The 16802-nt window shown below is 65.7% G+C and carries 18 protein-coding genes; 3 read left to right on the top strand and 15 right to left on the bottom strand.

Features of this window, described 5'->3' with window-relative positions; genetic code table 11:
• Positions 1-309: 309 nt before the first annotated feature.
• The gene (locus DA1_RS20135) at positions 310-2187 is read left to right on the top strand and encodes an ATP-binding cassette domain-containing protein (protein ID WP_034398055.1); all 1878 of its coding nucleotides are present in this window, start codon (positions 310-312) and stop codon (positions 2185-2187) included.
• Between the two features lie 80 nt (positions 2188-2267).
• Here the strand turns inward: DA1_RS20135 and DA1_RS20140 are convergent, their stop codons facing one another.
• From DA1_RS20140 to DA1_RS20170, 7 genes are all read right to left on the bottom strand, one after another.
• Positions 2268-3401, bottom strand: coding sequence for a protein-glutamate methylesterase/protein-glutamine glutaminase (locus DA1_RS20140; RefSeq protein ID WP_013800377.1), 1134 nt, complete (start codon positions 3399-3401; stop codon positions 2268-2270).
• A 15-nt stretch (positions 3402-3416) separates the two neighbouring features.
• Positions 3417-4154, bottom strand: coding sequence for a chemoreceptor glutamine deamidase CheD (gene cheD, locus DA1_RS20145; protein ID WP_012202590.1), 738 nt, complete (start codon positions 4152-4154; stop codon positions 3417-3419).
• A gap of 33 nt (positions 4155-4187) precedes the next feature.
• Complete coding sequence (locus tag DA1_RS20150; RefSeq protein WP_013800375.1) at positions 4188-5078, bottom strand: CheR family methyltransferase; 891 nt, start codon at positions 5076-5078, stop codon at positions 4188-4190.
• A gap of 26 nt (positions 5079-5104) precedes the next feature.
• Positions 5105-5593, bottom strand: coding sequence for a chemotaxis protein CheW (locus DA1_RS20155; protein WP_012202588.1), 489 nt, complete (start codon positions 5591-5593; stop codon positions 5105-5107).
• A 115-nt stretch (positions 5594-5708) separates the two neighbouring features.
• Entirely contained in the window at positions 5709-7907 is a 2199-nt protein-coding gene (locus DA1_RS20160; protein WP_034398054.1) for a chemotaxis protein CheW, read from the bottom strand.
• Positions 7908-7946: 39 nt separating this feature from the next.
• A complete protein-coding gene (locus DA1_RS20165) occupies positions 7947-8309 on the bottom strand; it encodes a response regulator (RefSeq protein WP_012202586.1) in 363 nt (120 codons plus the stop codon).
• A 52-nt stretch (positions 8310-8361) separates the two neighbouring features.
• Complete coding sequence (locus tag DA1_RS20170) at positions 8362-8808, bottom strand: hypothetical protein (RefSeq protein WP_012202585.1); 447 nt, start codon at positions 8806-8808, stop codon at positions 8362-8364.
• Positions 8809-8927: 119 nt separating this feature from the next.
• Here DA1_RS20170 and DA1_RS20175 point away from each other — a divergent pair, with 119 nt between their 5' ends.
• Together DA1_RS20175 and DA1_RS20180 are read left to right on the top strand one after the other, a co-directional pair.
• Entirely contained in the window at positions 8928-10076 is a 1149-nt protein-coding gene (locus tag DA1_RS20175) for a hybrid sensor histidine kinase/response regulator (RefSeq protein WP_034398053.1), read from the top strand.
• A gap of 39 nt (positions 10077-10115) precedes the next feature.
• Positions 10116-10745: a response regulator gene (locus tag DA1_RS20180; RefSeq protein ID WP_012202583.1), complete on the top strand. Its 630-nt coding sequence runs from the start codon at positions 10116-10118 to the stop codon at positions 10743-10745.
• Positions 10746-10793: 48 nt separating this feature from the next.
• On the opposite strand, the gene fliR is transcribed toward DA1_RS20180, so the two are convergent.
• The 8 genes from fliR to DA1_RS20220 all read right to left on the bottom strand — a co-directional run bounded on the left by fliR (position 10794) and on the right by DA1_RS20220 (position 16800).
• Positions 10794-11564 (bottom strand): flagellar biosynthetic protein FliR, encoded by a 771-nt coding sequence (gene fliR / locus DA1_RS20185; RefSeq protein ID WP_012202582.1) that lies wholly within the window; start codon positions 11562-11564, stop codon positions 10794-10796.
• Between the two features lie 29 nt (positions 11565-11593).
• Positions 11594-11863, bottom strand: a complete 270-nt coding sequence (fliQ, locus tag DA1_RS20190; protein WP_012202581.1) for a flagellar biosynthesis protein FliQ — start codon at positions 11861-11863, stop codon at positions 11594-11596.
• 27 nt (positions 11864-11890) lie between these two features.
• Entirely contained in the window at positions 11891-12676 is a 786-nt protein-coding gene (gene fliP, locus DA1_RS20195; protein WP_012202580.1) for a flagellar type III secretion system pore protein FliP, read from the bottom strand.
• Positions 12669-13004: a FliO/MopB family protein gene (locus tag DA1_RS20200; RefSeq protein WP_012202579.1), complete on the bottom strand. Its 336-nt coding sequence runs from the start codon at positions 13002-13004 to the stop codon at positions 12669-12671. The genes fliP and DA1_RS20200 overlap by 8 nt, the downstream gene beginning before the upstream one ends.
• Positions 13005-13014: 10 nt before the next feature.
• Positions 13015-13446: a flagellar motor switch protein FliN gene (gene fliN / locus DA1_RS20205; protein WP_012202578.1), complete on the bottom strand. Its 432-nt coding sequence runs from the start codon at positions 13444-13446 to the stop codon at positions 13015-13017.
• The gene (fliM, locus tag DA1_RS20210; RefSeq protein ID WP_012202577.1) at positions 13436-14440 is read right to left on the bottom strand and encodes a flagellar motor switch protein FliM; all 1005 of its coding nucleotides are present in this window, start codon (positions 14438-14440) and stop codon (positions 13436-13438) included. The genes fliN and fliM overlap by 11 nt, the downstream gene beginning before the upstream one ends.
• A gap of 18 nt (positions 14441-14458) precedes the next feature.
• Entirely contained in the window at positions 14459-15034 is a 576-nt protein-coding gene (locus DA1_RS20215; protein ID WP_012202576.1) for a flagellar basal body-associated FliL family protein, read from the bottom strand.
• Between the two features lie 254 nt (positions 15035-15288).
• Entirely contained in the window at positions 15289-16800 is a 1512-nt protein-coding gene (locus DA1_RS20220; protein ID WP_034398052.1) for a flagellar hook-length control protein FliK, read from the bottom strand.
• Positions 16801-16802: the final 2 nt, after the last annotated feature.

Consider the following 16802-nt stretch of genomic DNA (forward strand, 5'->3'; position numbering starts at 1 on the left):
TTTTTCAACACCAGCGATCTGCATCGCTTCTCTTCAGCAGAGCCTTGCATTGTAGCACGTTTTTTCGCGCTGTCTACAAGAATTTTCTGACTCATCGCTGTCTGCAAGGCAGTGTGGCGACGAGGGATCGAACTATAGCATGGGTTTTTACCGATGGCGTGAAATTCGTGAACTTCCTTGCAGACCCGTGAAGAAGCCACCGCCCCGCCCTCTGAAACCCGCCCGGAGCCTGCCCTGCGGGCAGGCTCCGGGCGGGGAGGCCTTGCTGCCTGCACCAGGAATCGGGCCCGCATAGATAATGCGCGCACGATGGCATTGATTACTTTGATAGACGCCCAACTGGCGTTCGGGCATGTGGCGCTTCTCGACCACGCCCAGTTTTCCCTGGAGAGCAGCGAACGTGTGGGCCTGATCGGTCGAAACGGCGCAGGGAAGTCCTCTTTGTTGAAGATTCTTGGCGGACTGGCCAAGGCCGATGACGGCCAGGTCCAGACGCAGTCCGGTATCCGCATTACTTATGTGGCGCAGGAGCCGGTGCTTGTGCCCGAGCAGACGATCTTCGAGTCGGCGTCCGCCGGCATTGCCGAGGTGATCGCCGTGCGCGAGCGCTATCTGGCGGGTGGCGAGGGCGAGGATCTCGATGCGCTGCAGTCCCAGATCGAGGCCTATGACGCCTGGAATTGGGAGCAGCGCGTGGAAGAGACGCTGCAGCGGCTGCACCTGGATCCCGACGCCCTGGTGGGCACGTTGTCCGGGGGGATGAAGAAGCGCGTTGCGCTTTCCCAGGCGCTGGTGGCCCGTCCTGACGTGCTGCTGCTGGACGAGCCGACCAACCACCTGGACCTGGATGCCATCGAGTGGCTGGAGGAGCTGCTGCTGAACTTCAAGGGCAGCGTGGTGACCATTACCCACGACCGCTCCTTCCTGGACCGCGTCTCCACGCGCATCGTTGAGCTGGATCGTGGAACGCTGCGCTCCTATCCCGGCAATTTCGTTCAATACCAGCAAACCAAGGAAGATCAGCTGGCCCAGGAAGCCGTGATCAACGCCAAGGCCGACAAGCTGCTGGCCCAGGAGGAGGTGTGGATCCGCAAGGGCGTGGAGGCGCGCCGCACGCGCAGCCAGAGCCGCATCGGCCGATTGGAGCAGTTGCGGGCCAACCGCGCTGCCCGCCGCGATGTGCTGGGCGGGGTGAAGATGGACATTGCCTCGGGCCGGGGCGATGGCTACCAGGGCAAGATCGTGGCCGAGCTGACCGATGTGGCCAAGTCCTTTGGCGACAAGCAGATCGTCTCGCATTTCAGCGCCACCATCCTGCGCGGTGACAAGGTGGGACTGATCGGGCCCAACGGTGCCGGCAAGACGACGCTGCTCAAGATGATTCTGGGCGAACTGGCGCCTGACAGCGGCAACGTGCGGCTGGGTGCGAATCTGCAGGTGGCTTACTTCGACCAGATGCGGCACCAGATCAATATGGATGCCACGCTGGAGGACTTCATCAGCCCCGGCAGCGAGTGGATAGAGATCGGCAACCAGAAAAAGCACGTGAAGAGCTATCTGTCGGACTTCCTGTTCTCTCCGGCACGCGCTCACTCTCCTGTGCGTTCACTGTCCGGCGGCGAGCGCAACCGCCTGCTGCTGGCGCGCCTGTTTGCCCGCCCCGCGAATGTGCTGGTTCTGGACGAGCCCACCAACGACCTCGATATCGAGACGCTGGAGATGCTGGAAGACCTGCTGCAGAACTACGACGGCACGGTATTCCTGGTCAGCCATGACCGCAGTTTCCTGGACAACGTGGTCACCAGCATCATTGCCTGGGAAGGGCCGGGCAAGTGGCGCGAATACGAAGGCGGCGTGCAGGACTGGCTGGACCAGTCGCGCCGCAGCCAGGATCTGGCCGAGGCTGCACAGCCCAAGCCTGCCAAGGAAGAGGCCAAGCCGACGGCGGTGCGCAGCGACAGCAAGCCCAAGCGCAAGCTCAGCTACAAGGAGCAGCGCGAGCTCGATCAGTTGCCCGAGACCATTGCATCGCTGGAGGCGGAGCAGAAATCCATTCGCGAGGCCCTCGCCGACGGCTCGCTGTATGCCAACGACAACTCCCGCGCCGTTCAGTTGCACCAGCGCGATGGCGAGATCGATGAGCAGCTGATGGAGGCACTGGAGCGCTGGAGCGCCTTGTCCGAGTAAGCACCGTGTCGAACTGACAAAAAAAAAGAGCGCCATGCGCTCTTTTTTTTCATGGAGGCCGCCAGAGCTGGCCGTTCCGCTCAGATGCGGTGGTGCACCTGGTCCGAACCTATGCGCAGCTTGCCCAGCAAGGCGGCAGCGATCTGGTTGAGGGGCAGCACTTCGTCGGCAGCGCCGTGGGCGATGGCCTCGCGCGGCATGCCGAAGACGATGCAGCTGGCCTCGTCCTGCACGAGGTTGTAGCTGCCTGCATCGCGCATTTCGCGCATGGCGACCGCACCATCGGCGCCCATGCCGGTGAGCATGATGCCGTAGGCGTTGCGGCCCGCGCAGGCGGCCACCGACTTGAACAGCACTTCGACCGAAGGCTTGTGGCGATTCACCGGCGGGCTGTCATCGACCACGGCGACATAGTTGGCGCCGCTGCGCTGCACGGAGAAATGCTTGCCACCCGGGGCGATATAGGCATGACCGGGCAGCAGGCGCTCGCCGTGCTGCGCTTCCTTCACGGTCATCTGGCACAGGCTGTTGAGCCGGGCCGCGAAGCTGGTGGTGAAGCCCGGCGGCATGTGCTGGGTGATGACGATGGCCGGGCAGTCGGCCGGCAGATGGGTGAGCACTTCGCGGATGGCCTCGGTGCCGCCCGTGGAGGCACCGATGGCAACCAGCTTCTCCGTGGAAAGCCGCCCGAGCAGCGACGTCGGTGCAGCCTGGCGCGGCACGGCCGAACCTGCAGAGGAAGCGACCGGCGCTGCCGCGCTGCCTGCGGCAGAGGCTGCACTGCGAGGAGCGACCGGCAGACGCCGTACCTGGGCCACGGCAGCAACGCGGATCTTGTCCACGATCTGCGCGGCCAGTTCCTGCAGGCCGTTGGAGACACCCACGCGCGGCTTGGCCACGAAGTCGATGGCGCCCAGCTCCAGTGCGCGCATGGTGACCTCGGCGCCGCGTTCGGTCAGCGTGGAGATCATGACCACCGGCATGGGACGCAGGCGCATGAGCCGGCCCAGGAAGTCGATGCCATCCATGCGGGGCATTTCCACGTCGAGCGTGATCACGTCGGGATTCATCTCGCGAATCATTTCGCGTGCGATCAGCGGGTCATTGGCCGAGCCGATGCATTCCATGTCGTGCTGGCGATTGATGATCTCGGACAGCAGACTGCGCACCAGCGCAGAGTCGTCCACCACGATCACCCTGATTTTCCTGTCCATTCCTTTGAACCTTCCTCAAAACAGGTCGACCGAGCCGCCTGCCGTATTGCGTGCCACGACGGCTGCATTGCCGCGTGTGAATTCCTGCTGTACCAGCTCCTCCGGATGGGCATGTGCCAGGCGCTTGACCATGGCCTTGCCGCTGGCGGGGAAGAACACCACCTTGCGAGGGTAGATGTCCAGCACATCCTCCGAGACGATGGGGATGCGTTCGGTCTGCAGGTACTGCGTGACGAAGGCGGTATTGCGTTCGCCCACGTTCATGGTGGTGAAGTTGTGCATCACCTGCCCGCCGCCGAAGATCTTGGCCTGCAGCGACTCGCGCCGGGCACCGAGCTTGAGCATTTCGTTGATCAGCAACTCCATGGCGTACGAGCCGTAGCGGCCCGATGCATCGGCAGAGTCGCCGTCGGGCAGCATGAAATGGTTCATGCCGCCCACGCGCATGGTGCGGTCCCAGATGCAGGCCGAGATGCAAGAGCCCAGCACGGTGACCAGGATCACGTCCTCGTTGGAGACAAAGTATTCGCCGGGCAGGACCTTGACGGCGTTGTGCTGGAAATGCGGGTCGTAATAGAAGAACGAAGCCTCGCCAGGGTAGCGCTGCTGGCGCTTGAGCTGCTCCAGCGAGGAACGCGGCACCGGATCGCCCGGCGCCGGATAGTCTGCAGCGGTATAGCTGTTGATGCGCGGCATGCGGCGACGCTCCGAGGGCGCCGGTGGCGGTGCGAAGGCAGGGCGGTCTCCGATCATGGGAGCACCCCCTGGCGTGCGACAGGACCTGCGTCAGCGGCGCTCATAGACGGTCTTCCCCTTGAGCGTGAACAGATCGCGCGATTCACTGAAGTTCTCGGCATGCCCGACGAACAACAGGCCACCGGGCTTCATCACGCGGTGGATGCGCTCCAACACGCGGCGCTGCGTGGCCGCGTCGAAGTAGATCATCACGTTGCGGCAGAAGACCACGTCGAAGGGGTCACGGAACGGCCAGTCGTCACGGATCAGGTTGACGTTGAGAAACTCCACCAGGCGGCGCAGTTCGGGCTTGACGCGCACCAGGCCCGCATTGCCGGCCTTGCCCCGCAGGAAGAAGCGGTGCAGGCGCTCGGCGCTCATGCCCTTGATGCTTTCGGCGCGGTAGACGCCGGCCGATGCCGTGTCCAGCACGCGCGAGTCGATGTCGCTGGCCTGCAGTTGGAAGCTGGGCGTGGCACCCAGCGCTTCCAGCGCCGTCATGACGATGGAGTAAGGCTCTTCCCCGGTCGAGGCCGCATTGCACCAGACCTTCCAGGCCGTGCCGGCCGGCTTGCTGCGCAGATGCTGGGCAAAGATCTCGAAATGGTGCTGCTCGCGAAAGAACGCCGTGAGATTGGTGGTCAGCGCGTTCACGAACTCCTGCCACTCCACGCCGTCGGACTGCGACTCCAGCCAGTCCAGGTAGGTGGAGAAGCTGTCGTAGCCCGTCTCGCGCAGGCGCCGCGACAGGCGGCTGTAGACCATGGCGTGCTTGCCATCGTGCAGGCTGATGCCGGCCCGCTGGTAGATCAGCGCCTGTACGCGGGCAAAGTCCCGCGACGACCATTCGAATTCGCGCCCCTGGGCCAGGGGCCCGTTGGCATCCCCGTCGTCGGCGACGGGACGTGCGGCCAGTGCCGCATTGGATGAGCCGGATCGCATGAGGGCGCTCAGTGCAAGAGCGGGTCTCAGTCGACCGAGGCGACCAGGCCCATGTCCACGTTGTTCATGAGCTTTTCGATGTCCAGCAGGATGAGCATGCGCTCGCCCACGGAACCCAGGCCCAGAATGCAGCCGCTGTCGATGGCGCTTTCGATGTCCGGCGCGGGGCGCACGGCTTCGGGAGCCAGTTCCATCACGTCGCTGACCGAGTCCACCACGATGCCCACCACGCGGTTGCGCAGGTTCAGGATGATGACGACGGTGAAGCTGTTGTATTCCACCTGGGAGCAGTTGAACTTCAGCCGCATGTCCACGATGGGCACGATGGTGCCGCGCAGATTGACCACGCCCTTGATGAATTCCGGCGCATTGGCGATGCGGGTCGGCGGCTCGTAGCCGCGGATTTCCTGCACCTTCAGGATGTCGATGCCGTATTCCTCCTGGTCCAGGCGGAAGGTCAGGTACTCGCGCGCGCCGGTGGCGACGCCTTCTGCGGTCTTAGCGATCACGCTCATTGCTCAGCTCCTCAACTGTCGGGCCCGCGCCGTGGTGGCGAAGGCCATGGTTTCTTGGCGGCGCGCAGGCACTGCCTGCGGCGCCGTCGATTGTGGTCAGGTATCCCTGTCCCGTTCAGTGGCGTGCACGACGCACCAGCGCGCCGGTGTCCAGAATCAGCGCCACCGTGCCATCGCCCAGGATGGTGGCGCCCGAAACGTTGGGCACCTTGCGGTAGTTCGATTCAAGGTTCTTGACCACCACCTGGTGCTGGCCCAGCAACTCGTCGACCAGCAGGGCCACGCGGCTGCCGTCGGACTCGACCACCACCATGATGTTGCTGGACTGGCTGGTGTCGCTGCGCGGCACGCGGAAGGTCTTTTCCAGCGCGAACACGGGCATGTACTCGTCACGCACCTTGACCAGTTGCGTGCCGTTGGCCACGGTGTTCACGTCTTCGGCCTTGACCAGGAAGGACTCGACTACCGAGGACAGCGGCAGGATGTAGACCTCGTCGCTGACGCCGACCGACATGCCATCCATGATGGCCAGGGTCAGTGGCAGGCGAACGGCCACGCGCATGCCCTTGCCCTGGGTGGACTCGATCTCGACCGAGCCGCCCAGCGCCGCGATATTGCGCTTGACCACGTCCATGCCCACGCCGCGCCCGGACACGTCGGTGACGACGTCGGCCGTGGAGAAGCCCGGCGCGAAGATCAGTTGCCAGACCTCCTGATCGGGCATGTTGTCCGAGACATCCATGCCGCGCTCGCGGGCCTTCTGGAGAATCCGCTCGCGGTTCATGCCGCGCCCGTCGTCGCGCACCTCGATGACGATAGAGCCGCCCTGATGGGAGGCTGCCAGCGTCAGCGTGCCGTGCTCGGACTTGCCGGCCGCCAGGCGGTCCTCGGGCATTTCGATGCCGTGGTCCACGCTGTTGCGCACCAGATGGGTCAGCGGGTCGGTGATCTTTTCGACCAGTCCCTTGTCCAGCTCCGTGGCCTCGCCCAGCGTGATCAGGTCGATCTTCTTGCCCAGCTTGCCGGCCAGGTCGCGCAGCATGCGCGGGAAACGGCTGAACACGGTGGACATGGGAATCATGCGGATGGACATCACCGATTCCTGCAGATCGCGCGTATTGCGATCCAGGTCGGCCAGGCCTGCCAGCAGTTGCTGGTAGGCCGATGCGTCCAGTCCGTGGCTGTTTTGCGCCAGCATGGCCTGGGTGATGACCAACTCGCCCACCAGGTTGATGAGCTGGTCGACCTTGGACACCGACACGCGGATGCTGGTGGACTCCATCTGCGCCTGCTGCGTCTGGGCCGCCGTCTTGGCGGCGGGCTTGGCCACGGCGCCGGCCGGCTGGATGGCCAGCGCGCCATCGGCCTGGGGCATGCCGGGTGCGCCGTTGAAGAAGCCATAGGCCTCATCGGCAGGCGGAATGGCGGCCGAGGCCAGGGCGGCATCGGGGTCGTGCGCATGCTCTTCAGCGGCCGGAGCTTGCGCCGCCACCGCTGCGGGTGCTGCCTCGGCAGAGGCTCCGGCCGCCGTGATGCGGACCTGCTCCTTGGCCACGTGGAAGGCGAACAGATCGAGCAGGTCGTCGTCGGTGGACGAGGTCTGCACGTCAAAGAGGCGGCTTTGCGGCTGATCGCAGGCCAGGTCCTCGATGCGTCCCAGACCGGGAATGTCGCGGAACAGCTCCTTGATGGCCTCGGCCATCTCCAGGCGCTCCAGCGGACCGATCAGGATATGCAGCGAACGTCCGCCGCTGCTGGGTGCCGTGCCGACGGCGCGGCCCGAGACAGGTGCTGCAGCAACCGGGGCCGGAGCCTGCGCTGGCGCAGCCACAGGGGCTGGAGCTGGGGTCGGTGCGGGAGCCAGCGCTGCCGCTGCAGGTACGGCGCTGCGGCCTTCCGCCAGCGTCTCGATGCGTGCCACCAGATCCGTGGTGGACAGGGCCTCGCCCTCGTTGCCGGCCTGGTGGCGTGCCAGCAGGCTGCGGCTGGCATCAGCCGACTCCAGCAACACATCGACCATCTCCGGAATCGGTGTGATCTCGTGCCGGCGCAGCCGGTCGAGCAGCGACTCCATGCGGTGTGTCAGCTCGGTCACGTCGGCAAAGCCGAAGGTGGCCGCCCCGCCCTTGATCGAGTGCGCGCATCGGAAGATGCCGTTGAGTTCCTCGTCATTGGCCGCTGACAGATCCAGATTCAGCAGCATCTGCTCCATCTGGTCGAGGTTCTCGGCCGCTTCTTCGAAGAAGATTTGATAGAACTGGCTCAGGTCGAAGTCTGCGCCCGCTCCTGCCCCATCCTGGTGTAGATCCGCCATCTTTGGTCCTGCTGTTTCCTGTTGCCCGTACTTATCGGCTCAACGCATTACTTTCTGAATGACTTCGATCAAACGGTTTGGATCGAAGGGCTTGACCAGCCAGCCCGTGGCGCCCGCGGCGCGTCCGGCCTGCTTCATCTGATCGCTGGATTCGGTGGTGAGAATGAGAATCGGCGTGTTCTGGAACTTGGGGTCTTCGCGCAGCTTGCGGGTCAGACCGATGCCATCCAGACGCGGCATGTTCTGGTCGGCCAGCACCAGGTCGACTTGTTCGAGCTGTGCCTTCTCGAGCGCATCCACGCCGTCAACCGCCTCCACAACGCGAAATCCCGCCCCTGCGAGGGTGAACGCCACCATCTTTCGCATCGAGGGGGAATCATCAACAGCCAGAATCGATCGCATGTATAGCTCCAACAGACGGGCAATAAAAGGTAGAAGAGTGCATGGTCAGCGGTCAGAACAGCTCGACCGAGCCAGCATCCATCTCGCTTTGCGTGACGGGATTGGGCCGGTCGGGTATCGCCGGCAGGCCCAGGGAATCGTCCTCCCCCTCGTCCACGCCCATGGTGGCTGCGGCCAACTGGAACGCGCAGCCTTGCAAAATCTTCGTAATATGGGCGATCAACTGGGAGGACATGTCGTGAAACTGCAACTCGGTCACCGCCAACCGAAGCGTGGACCGCGCGGCGTCCAGCTCGGGCAAGGCGCCTAGCGCCTCACCGGCCAGCTGGCCGTGGGTCTCGTCGAAACGGTCCAGCAGGTTCTGCGTTGCATGATTGAGAAGGCCTTCCAGGCGCTGCAGATCGCGCATCGCCACCAGCAAGGCATCCTGCAGGTCTGCGGCCACCATGACGGGCATGGGGACGGCAGGCTCGCCCGAAGGCTTGTGCATTGACTGCATTGTTACTCCACCACCAGCGTTTCAGCCCAATGTTCGCCATGCTCTGCAGCATGGCCAGCCCTTGTCAATCGTCCCCAGGAATGCTGCGCATCCCTTGATATACACGACCACTTGCATTTATGTTCCAAAATGTATCTCATGATAGCGCCCTCGGGGATGCCAGACCACCGCACAAGCCCTTGCGCATATTGCACATCGAGGATTCGGCGGCCGATCAGGCGCTGGCGCGGCTGAGCCTGCTGCGCGGCGGACTGGTCTGCGAGATTGTCGCGGTCGACCTGCTCGATGATGCCGCAGCCGCGCTGCAGAGCCAGGCATTCGACCTCATCCTGGCCGACTACCATCTGCCCGGCTTCACGGCGCTGGACGCCTGGGAGCTGGTGCGCCGCCAGCCCGGGCATCCGCCCTTTGTGCTGCTGTCCGGCGCCATCGGCGAGTCGGCCGCCGTGGACGTGATGCGCGAGGGCATCAGCGACTACCTGCTCAAGGACCACATCACGCGCCTGCCCCATGTGGTCTCGCATGCGCTGGAAGTGCACGAGGCCCGCCTGGCACGCCGCCGCGCGGCGGCCGAGCTGGCGGCGTCCGAGCGGCGCCTGGCCGATCTGACCGAGCATCTGCAGACCTCCACCGAGCGCGAGCGCGCCAGCATTGCCCGCGAGATCCACGATGACATCGGCGGCTCGCTGACCTCGGTGAAGTTCGATGTGGCCTGGATTGCGCGCAATGCGCCCGAGGGCGGACTGCGCGAGCATGCGCTGGCCGCACTGGAAATGCTGGAGCATGCGCTGGGTGCAAGCCAGCGCATCATGATGAACCTGCGCCCGCCCGTGCTGGACCAGGGACTGGTGGCCGCCGTGCAGTGGCTGGCCGAGAATTTCGAGCGCCGCACGGGCGTGCCCACCCGGGTGCGCAGCAGCCGCGAGAGCATGGACATCGCGCCCGACATCCAGGTCGTGGCCTACCGCACGGCCCAGGAGGCGCTGACCAACGTCGGCAAATATGCCCAGGCGCGCCATGTGGACATCGATCTCTCGGACCGCGAAGGCTTTCTCACGCTGGAGGTGACGGACGACGGCGTGGGCCTGGCCGAAGGCGCGCGCGACAAGCCCGAATCCTTCGGTTTGCGCGGTCTGGGCGAGCGTGCGCGCACCGTTCAGGGCTGGCTGGATGTCAGCAGTCAAGCCGGGCGAGGAACCTCGGTCATCGTCTCCATTCCGCTGGACGATGGCGGCACTTGCCCTAATATCCCGGGCAATGAATGCTGAACGCCATGGCGGCGTGACCCTTTTTCCAGGAGGCCGACTTTGATCCACGTGGTGCTGTGCGACGACCATGCGGTGCTGCGCCGGGGCATCCGAGACACCCTGGCCGAGGCAGTGGACATCAGCGTCACCGCCGAAGCAGGCAGCTATGCCGAGCTGCGCGAACAGCTGCGCACCGCCACCTGCGACGTGCTGCTGCTGGACATCAACATGCCCGGCCGCAGTGGCCTGGAAGCCCTGGCCAGCGTGCGCGAAACCCATCCGCTGATCAAGGTGCTCATGGTCTCCATGTACCCCGAGGATCAGTACGCGCTGCGCTGCCTGAAGGCGGGCGCGCAGGGCTACGCCAACAAGGCAGGCGACCCGGTGCTGCTGATAGAGGCGGTGCGTACCGTGGCCACGGGGCGCAAGTACCTGACGTCCGAAGTGGCCCAGATGCTGGCCGACAGCCTGGCCCAGCCCGCACCCCAGGTGCCGCATGAAAGCCTGTCCGAGCGCGAGCTGCAGACGCTGATCAAGATCGCGGCCGGGCAGCGGCTGACCGACATCGCCACCGAGCTGATGCTCAGCCCCAAGACCGTCAGCGTCTACCGGGCGCGCGTGCTGGAAAAACTGCAGATGAGCAGCAATGCCGAACTCACGGCCTACGCCATCCACAACCAGCTGATCTGAGGCTTTTGCGGCCGACAGGCCTGTAAATCTGTTGTTTTTCACAACTGCTTACATTGAAGTGCCAAATACCGCAATGCCGCGCTGCAGCAAGGCGACCAGGGGCTGCTCGAGCAGCGGCAGCGTGGCCATCAATCCCGTCAGGCCCACGGTGAGCGTGACCGGAAAACCCACGGCATAGATGTTCATCTGCGGTGCCACGCGCGAAATGATGCCCAGCACCAGGTTCACGAACAGCAGCATGGCGACCATGGGCAGGGCGATCCAGAAGGCACTGGCGAAGACCGCCGCCCCCATCTCGTGCAGCCGCATCTGGTTGATGGCCTGCAGGAAGCTGCCGTCCACAGGAAACGCCTCGTAACTCTTGAGCACGGCCATCAGCACCAGCAGGTGCCCGTTGATGACGATGAACAGCAGCGTGGAAATCTGGACCATGAAGCGCGCCACGGCGCTGAGCTGGGCATTCGTGGTCGGATCGAAGAAGCTGGCGAAGTTCAGGCCCATCTGCAGGCCGACCACCTCGCCCGCAACCTCCACGGCGGCAAACACCAGGCGCACGGCAAAGCCCACGGCCAGCCCCACGCCGACCTGCTGAATCAGCGTGCCCAGCGCCTGCGGCGAGTTGATGCCGATCACGGGCTGGTCGCCCAGCACAGGCTGCGCGCACACCGCGACCAGAAAGGCCAGGCCGATCTTCAGCCGCATGGGAATGACGCGCTGCGAGAACACGGGGGCCACGGAAAACATGGCCAGCACGCGCAGAAACGGCCAGAGAACGGGCGACAGCCACGCCACCAGTTGGGCTTCGCTGAAGGTGATCACAGTGGCGTTTCCAGTGCGCGGCGAAGGGCTCAGCCCACCGCCTGCGGAATGGTCTCGATGGTGCGGCGGATGAAGTCCACCAGCGTGCTCAGCATCCACGGGCCCGCAATGGCAAACACCAGCACGGCGGAGATGAGCTTGGGCACGAAGGCCAGCGTGGCCTCATGCACCTGGGTCACCGCCTGGAAGACGCTGACGGCCAGGCCCACGGCCAGCACCACGCCCAGCACGGGCATGGAGATCATGAGCAGCAAGGTCAGTGCCTCGCGGCCGAAGGTGAGCACGTATTGGGAGGTCATGGAAGGATTTCCAAAGAAAGAGCGGGGCTAGACGGCGAAGCTGGCGGCCAGCGAGCCTATGAGCAGGTTCCAGCCATCGGCCAGCACGAAGAGCATGAGCTTGAACGGCAGGGCCACCAGCACGGGCGACAGCATCATCATGCCCAGGGACATCAGGATCGAGGACACGACCATGTCGATGACCAGGAAGGGGATGAAGATCATGAAGCCGATCTGGAACGCGGTCTTCAGCTCGCTGGTCACGAAGGCGGGCACCAGCACGCGCAGCGGTGCGGTCTCGCTGGTGACGCCTGCATCGAGCTTGGCCAGCCGCGCGAACAGCGCAAAGTCCGACTGGCGCGTCTGCTTGAGCATGAAGTCGCGCATGGGCGCCTCGGCCTTCTCAATGGCCTGCTCGAAGGTCACGGCATTCGTGGTGTAGGGCACATAGGCCTCCTGGTACACGCGGTCCAGGGTGGGGCCCATGACGAACAGCGTCAGGAACAGCGACAGGCCGATGATCACCTGGTTGGGCGGCGCCGACTGCGTGCCCAGCGCCTGGCGCATCAGCGACAGCACGATGACGATGCGGGTGAAGCCCGTCATCATCAGCAGGATGGCCGGCAGGAAGGACAGCGCCGTGAAGAACAGCAGGGTCTGGATGGGCACCGAAAAGCTGGTGCCACCGCTGCCCTGGCCGATGACCAGCGGAAGGCTGGCGGGCGCGCCCTGTGCCCAGGAGGCCAGGGGCGTGGCGCAGCACAGCGCCAGCGCTGCGGCGCCAGCGGCCTGGCTCAGCGTGCGCGCCGGGCGCTTGCAGGAATATTCAGACATTCGCACCGTCCGCAGGCAGGCTGCGCGCTTGCGCCATCGCAGCCGAAAAATCAGCAGGGGCCGGGGCCTGCAGCACATGCAGGCACTGGATGCTTTGCGCCGTGACGCCCAGCACCAGACGCACGGTCTGCGCGCCCTCGCCCACTTCCACCGTCACCACCCGCTGCTGCGGGCCCACGCCCACGGCGCCCAGCACCCGCGACTGCAGGCCGGCGGCACCGCGCAGCGCAGCCGTGCGCTGCTGGAAGCGGCGCAGCAGCCAGGGCAGAGCGGCCATGGCCGTGACCAGGGCCACCACCGTGAGCAGGGTCGGCCACAGCGGGCCCATGCCGGCGCTCTCAGCCACGGCTGACCCGGCGCAGGCGCTCGGACGGCGTGACCACGTCGGTCAGGCGGATACCGAACTTGTCGTTGACCACCACCACCTCGCCCTGGGCGATCAGGTAGCCGTTGACCAGCACGTCCATGGGCTCGCCGGCCAGTGCGTCGAGTTCGACCACCGAGCCCTGGGCCAGTTGCAGGATGTACTTGATCGGCACCTTGGTGCGGCCCAGCTCCACCGACAGCTGCACCGGAATGTCCAGCACCATGTTGATGTCGTTGACCGGCACATCGGCGCCACCGGCGTAGGGACGCACGGGCTCGCCTGTCAGCGGACCGCCCTGCTCCTCTTCCAACTTGGCGTCGCGCTCGCGCTGCTCGTCCAATGCCTCTGCCCAGCCCGAGAACGGATCATCGCCAGCGGGCTTTTGCGTATCTTCAGTTGCCATTGTTTTCTCCCATCCAGCCAGCGTCGGCGCCACGCAGGCAGTTCTCGACGCGGATTGCGTACTTGTCGTTGTGAGTGCCGTACTGGCACTCGAAAATCGGAACGCCGCCAATGGAGGCGCGGATCAGCGGCTCGCGGTCGAGTTCGATGAAATCGCCGGGGCGCATGGCCAGCAGCTGCTCCACCGTGGCGTCGGCACGTGCCAGTTCGGCCACCAGGGTCACCTCGGCGGCCTGGATCTCGCGCTTGAGCACCTTGACCCAGCGGCGGTCCACTTCGATGGAGTCGCCCTGTGTCGAGGAATACAGCACATCACGGATGGGCTCCAGCGTTGCATAGGGCATGCAGATGTGGATGGAGCCCGAGATGTCGCCGATCTCCAGCTGAAAGGCCGTGGACACGACGATTTCGCTGGGCGTGGCGATGTTGGCGAACTGCGGCTGCATCTCCGAACGCTGGTAGCCCAGCTCCAGCGGATAGATGCCGTGCCAGGCCTTCTTGTATTCCTCGCAGATCACGTTGACCAGGCGGTTGATCACGCGCTGCTCGGTGTGCGAGAAGTCACGTCCTTCGATACGCGTCTGCAGCCGGCCCGTCCCGCCGTACAGCGTATCGATGACACCGAACACCAGCGAGGGGTCGCAGACCACCAGGCCGCTGCCGCGCAGCGGACGGATGGCGACGATGTTGAAGTTGGTGGGCACCACCAGCTCGCGCAGGAAGGCGCTGTAGCGCTGCACCGACACCGTGCCCACGGACACTTCGGGGCTGCGGCGGATGAAGTTGAACAGGCCGATGCGGAAGTTGCGGGCAAAGCGCTCATTGACGATTTCCATCGTCGGCATGCGCCCGCGCACGATGCGCTCCTGGCTGGAGATGTCGTACTGGCGGATGATGCCCGCCTCGACCTCCTCGGTCGTGGATTTCTGGCTCTCGCCGGTCACACCCTCCAAAAGGGCATCGACTTCTTCCTGGGAGAGAAACGAATCGCTCATGGCGCCTGGCCTCCCCGGTTACTGGATGATGAAGCTGGAGAAGAGCACGCGGCGCACCGGGTTCTTGCCAGCGGAGGAGCGGCGGCGCTCGCCGTCTTCGTCCTCGGCATCCTCGTCGCGGCTGCGCTTCTTGGCCTTGGCCTGGTTGCCGTAGCCCAGCGGGGCCGACACTTCGTTGAGCACGTCGGCGGCCAGGCGCTCCTTGCCTTCGCGCTCGAGCAGTTCCTCGGCCGTGCGCTGGGACACCAGCATCAGGATGCCGTTGCGGATGCTGGGCAGGTATTGCTTGACCGTGGTGGCGGTCTTCTCGTCGGCGAGCTCCAGCGTGATGCCGATCTGCACGAATCGGTCGCCGCCCGTATCGGACAGATTGACCACCAGGTTGTCCAGCGGCAGGAAGGTGGGCACGGTCACGGCCGCCTTGCTGGCGCTGCCTTCTTCCTCATCGCCGCTGCTGTGGCGCTTGGACAGCAGGATGAAGGCAGCGGCCGCGCCTATGGCCAGGACGGCAATGATGACGATCAGCACGATCAGCTTCTTGCCCTTGGCCGGGGCGGGAGCTGCATTGTTGGCGGCATTGGGTGTGGCAGACACTGGAATTCCTCTGGGTGAGCGGGACCGCCACGCGCACGCGCTTCATGCGCGGCGCCATGACGCAGCAGGCCCATGGCAGGAATTATTCGGCGATTGGACCCCGGACCATGGCCTGAATAAGCGCATGAAACCCCGGTTTCTCGCTGGCTTGATGGCCCTCAAACGCCACAGGCCGGGCAGCTTGTCGCCACCCGGCCTGTTGTGAAAACCCTGAAACGGCGCATGCGCCGCCCCCGCAAGAAGCTCAGGAAGAATCAGACGAACAGATCCACCCCGCCCGCTGCCGCGCGGCCACCGCCGGCCTGTGCGGCGCCATTGCCGCCCGTGACGCCGGCGGCATCGACCATGGCGCTCACGCGGCCCTGGCGCGCCTGGGCGTCGGCTCCCTGTCTTCCCGAATCGCCGCTGCCGGACTGGCCGCCCGCATCCACGCTGACGCCGGCCAGTTGCAGGCCCTGGGCCTGCAGCAGCTCGCGCAGCTGGTCGGCACCATTGCCCAGCCAGTCCCGCGCCTGGGCTTCGCTGGCGCCAAAGCGCACATGGGCCTCGTTGCCCTGCAGGCTGACCTGCACCTGGATGGCCCGGCCCTCATGCTCCACGGACAGCGAGGCGTTCTGGTTCTTGTTGTGGACCCAGAAGGCCACCTGCTCTGACACCTGCTGCTCGCGCTCGGTGGAGTTGCCCGGCTGGGCCTGGGCGTCGGGCTGGGCAAAGGCCGCGCCATTTTGGCCGGCCGCCTGCTGGCCCAGGGATTGGCCGGCATGCGCCGCGCCCACGGCAGCCGCAACGCCGTGCAGTCCGTTCGCCGCCGACTCCGTGGAGGCGGTGCCGCCTTCCCGGGCTCGCTCGAACAGGCCGCGCCATTCTTCGGGCCGCACTGCGGCCATGCCGTTGAGCGCGATGCCCGACGCCAGGGCCACGTCCTGCCGCACACCGGCCGCCAGGGCCTGGGGCGTGTGTTCATGCGTGGCCTGGGCGGTGGTTGCCGTGCGTGCGGCGGCGGCCGTCAGTGCCGCATCGGACTGCACGGCGGCCAGCACATCGGCGGCCTGGGCCTGTGCCTGGGTGCTGCGCGCGGCGCCATCGGTCAGGGCCCCGGCTGCATTGGGGTCCGCAGCGGCAGCCAGGGCCGCAGCATTGGCGCTGGCCGTGGCCAGCGCCGTGCCTGCGGCATCACCGGCTGCGGACTGCGGTGCCAGGAAGGCCGCGTGCGCCACGGCGCCCTGCTCCTGGCGCAGGGCCATCATGGCGGCGCTGCCCCGGCCGGACAGCCAGTCGCCCGCCACGCCCTGCAGCATGTCACGGTCGCCCTTGCCGTCCAGATGGGCGGTCTGCCCGACCAGGCTGAGCCAGGGCGCCTGGCCGTTGGCAGCCAGCGCCATGGCATCGGCCTGCGCCGAGGGGGTCATATCGGTCGGCTCCGCCTGCGGTTGCAGCGGCAGTTGCGGCTGCTGCAGCAGGCCCTGCGCCAGGCCGGGATCGGCCAGCAGGTCTGCGGCATCCTTCAGGCCGTCCTTGGCTGCGCCCTTGAGGCTGGACAGCGCGGAAAGAGCGGCACTGCCGCCCTCGCCCAAGGCCTGGCCCAGGGCGTCCGAGGCCAGCGCCGGCAATCCGCCAATGCCGTCCATCGCTGCCAGCAACGAAGAAAAGCCTGCGGCCTGGTCGTTGGAGGGCGGCTGCGTGCCGCGCGCGGAGCGAACGCCTTCCATGGCGCGCTGCATGGCGCTGCGCGCATCGGCGCGCTGTTCGATCTGGTTGGTGGACATGC

This window comes from Delftia acidovorans NBRC 14950, assembly GCF_001598795.1.
Lineage (GTDB): Bacteria > Pseudomonadota > Gammaproteobacteria > Burkholderiales > Burkholderiaceae_C > Comamonas > Comamonas acidovorans.

Bases quoted from the DNA above. Each gene is read 5' to 3' on its own strand.
- DA1_RS20150 (WP_013800375.1), bottom strand. From the start codon at position 5,078: ATGCGATCCGGCTCATCCAATGCGGCACTGGCCGCACGTCCCGTCGCC.
- fliQ (WP_012202581.1), bottom strand. From the start codon at position 11,863: ATGACCTCCCAATACGTGCTCACCTTCGGCCGCGAGGCACTGACCTTG.
- DA1_RS20170 (WP_012202585.1), bottom strand. From the start codon at position 8,808: ATGCAGTCAATGCACAAGCCTTCGGGCGAGCCTGCCGTCCCCATGCCC.
- DA1_RS20135 (WP_034398055.1), top strand. From the start codon at position 310: ATGGCATTGATTACTTTGATAGACGCCCAACTGGCGTTCGGGCATGTG.
- DA1_RS20200 (WP_012202579.1), bottom strand. From the start codon at position 13,004: ATGGGCCCGCTGTGGCCGACCCTGCTCACGGTGGTGGCCCTGGTCACG.
- fliN (WP_012202578.1), bottom strand. From the start codon at position 13,446: ATGGCAACTGAAGATACGCAAAAGCCCGCTGGCGATGATCCGTTCTCG.
- DA1_RS20175 (WP_034398053.1), top strand. From the start codon at position 8,928: ATGTTCCAAAATGTATCTCATGATAGCGCCCTCGGGGATGCCAGACCA.
- DA1_RS20155 (WP_012202588.1), bottom strand. From the start codon at position 5,593: ATGAGCGTGATCGCTAAGACCGCAGAAGGCGTCGCCACCGGCGCGCGC.
- DA1_RS20220 (WP_034398052.1), bottom strand. From the start codon at position 16,800: ATGTCCACCAACCAGATCGAACAGCGCGCCGATGCGCGCAGCGCCATG.
- fliM (WP_012202577.1), bottom strand. From the start codon at position 14,440: ATGAGCGATTCGTTTCTCTCCCAGGAAGAAGTCGATGCCCTTTTGGAG.
- DA1_RS20140 (WP_013800377.1), bottom strand. From the start codon at position 3,401: ATGGACAGGAAAATCAGGGTGATCGTGGTGGACGACTCTGCGCTGGTG.
- DA1_RS20160 (WP_034398054.1), bottom strand. From the start codon at position 7,907: ATGGCGGATCTACACCAGGATGGGGCAGGAGCGGGCGCAGACTTCGAC.
- DA1_RS20165 (WP_012202586.1), bottom strand. From the start codon at position 8,309: ATGCGATCGATTCTGGCTGTTGATGATTCCCCCTCGATGCGAAAGATG.
- cheD (WP_012202590.1), bottom strand. From the start codon at position 4,154: ATGATCGGAGACCGCCCTGCCTTCGCACCGCCACCGGCGCCCTCGGAG.
- fliP (WP_012202580.1), bottom strand. From the start codon at position 12,676: ATGTCTGAATATTCCTGCAAGCGCCCGGCGCGCACGCTGAGCCAGGCC.